Source organism: Microvirga sp. P4_G7, from assembly GCF_056401005.1.
In genome coordinates, this window is sequence record NZ_JBFUKD010000592.1 from 1 (window position 1) to 2,323 (window position 2,323).

Annotated in this window: 2 protein-coding genes; both read left to right on the forward strand. The window is 66.3% G+C overall.

The annotated features are described in order from the left end of the window. A partial coding sequence (gene addB, locus AC1DT3_RS18345; protein ID WP_477466661.1) for a double-strand break repair protein AddB occupies positions 1–2,073 on the forward strand: 2,073 nt, incomplete at its 5' end. Continuing rightward, the coding region (locus AC1DT3_RS18350) for a UvrD-helicase domain-containing protein (protein ID WP_477466662.1) at positions 2,070–2,323 on the forward strand (254 nt) is incomplete at its 3' end. The genes addB and AC1DT3_RS18350, both read left to right, overlap by 4 nt.

Genomic DNA, 2,323 nt, shown 5'->3' on the forward strand with positions numbered 1-2,323 from the left:
GGTCTCGCCATCGTCGAAGCCGCAGATGATCGCGAGGAAGCCTTCGCCATCGCGATCGCTCTGCGCGAAACGATCGAGACGCCGGAACGCACGGCGGCGCTGATCACGCCGGATCGAGCGCTTRCCGCCCGCGTCGCTGCCGAACTCGGGCGGTGGGGGCTGACCGTCGAGGATTCGGCGGGCATCGCGCTTCCCGACACGGCGGCGGGACGCTTGGCGCGGCTCGCCTGCGAAGCTGCGGCGGACGGCATGCGTCCGGTCCGCCTTCTCGCACTCCTCGCGCATCCGTTCGTGCGCCTCGGCTGGCCGCGCGAGACGCTGGAGCAAGCCGCGAGCGCCCTCGAGATCGGTCTCCTGCGCGGTCCGGAACCGGCGCGCGGTTTGTCGGGATTTCGCGAGGCTCTGGCGGCGCGCCGGATCGAGGATACGCGGCGTACGCCGCGTCCACGGCGGCGGCTCACCGACAGTGATTGGGAGTTGGCCGATCAAGTGCTGCAGCGCCTGCAATCTGCCTTCAGCGATTTCGACGCGTCCGGCGTCGGGTCGGAAACGTTCGATCTCGTGTCACTGGTCGCTGATCATCAAAGTGCGGTCGAGACGTTGATGGCGCGTCCGGACGACGAAGAGGACGCTTATCACGACCCCTCCATCGAAGCATTGTCGGCGCTCTTCGACGATTTGTGTCACTCCGAGGCGGGCGGCGTTCAGGGCCGCTTTTCCGATTATCCGGCTTTCTTCAAAGCGCTCGCCCAACAGCGCGCCGTCAATCCAACGCCGCGATCGACGCATCGCCGCATCAAGATCCTGGGCCTGCTCGAAGCGCGCCTCCTGTCGGCGGACCGGATCGTGCTTGGCGGTCTCGATGAGGGAATCTGGCCGCCGCGTACGGTGACGGACGCGTTTCTGAACCGTCCCATGCGCGCCCGCGTCGGATTGATGCCGCCAGAGCGGCGCATCGGTCAGACCGCGCACGATTTCGTTCAGGCGCTCGGCACGCGCGACATCATCATCACGCGCGCTCAGAAGCGCGATGGATCGCCGACCGTACCCTCGCGCTTCCTGCAACGCCTCAAGGCCTTCGCGGGCGACGCCGTCTGGCAAAGCGTCACGGATGCCGGCGCGCATTACCGCGAACTCGCGCGCATCGTCGATACACCGCGCCCGGCTCCGGCTTTGCTGCGCCCGGCACCGAAGCCGGATCCGGCGCTTTTTCCGCGCAGTCTCAGCGTCACTGAAATCGAGACCCTGGTGCGCGATCCCTACTCGATCTTCGCCCGTCATATCCTGAAGCTCGACGCCCTCGACGCGATCGCCGTGCCCCCGGGCGCCGCCGATCGCGGCACGATCATTCACGAGGTCCTTGGCGGATTTGCGCAGGCCTACCCGACATCACTGCCTGGCGACGTGCTCGCCGATCTCATCGCACGCGGCGAACACGAATTCGGACCGATCGCGAAAGCGTTTCCGGAACTCCATGCGGAATGGTGGCCGCGGTTCATGCGTGTCGTCACCGCGTTCGCGGAATGGGAGACCGCCCGCAGACCCGAGCTGATCGAGATCCATCCCGAACGGTCGGGTGTGCTGCCGATCGCGCTTGCGGACGGATCCGTGTTCAGCCTGCGTGCGCGCGCCGATCGAATCGAGCAGCGCCGTGACGGAAGTTTCGTCATCGTCGATTTCAAGACCGGCCAACCGCCCGGCGTGCGCGAAGTCTTCGCCGGTTTCTCACCGCAGCTGACGTTGGAAGCGGTGATGCTGATGAAGGGTGCGTTCAAGGATCTGCCGCGATCGCACGAAACGCCCGAACTGCTTTATGTCCACACGTCCGGCGGCCGTAAGGCGATCGATCCACGCCCATTGAAGCCGGGCCGCGACGAGACGCGCTCGCTCTCCGAAATCGTGCGTGAGCACGGTCAGCGTTTCGAAGGCCTGATCGCCCGTTACGCCAGAGGCGACGCCGCCTACGTGTCGCGGCCGTTTCCAAAATATGCGCGCAGGTTCTCGGAATACGACCATCTGGCGCGCGTCAAGGAATGGTCGCTCGCGAGCAACGGCGATGGGAGCGGCGAATGAACGATCTCGTCGTTCCTCTCCACACCAAGGACGCGCAACGCAGAGCGGCCGATCCGCGCGCGTCTGCCTGGGTGTCCGCCAATGCGGGCGCCGGCAAGACCAAGGTGCTGACCGACCGGGTGGTGCGACTGCTGCTCGAAGGCGCCTCGCCCGCGCGCATTCTTTGCCTGACCTTCACCAAGRCGGCGGCCGCCAACATGGCGATCCGCGTCTTCGATCGGCTCGGTCGCTGGGTGACGCTCGACGAGGA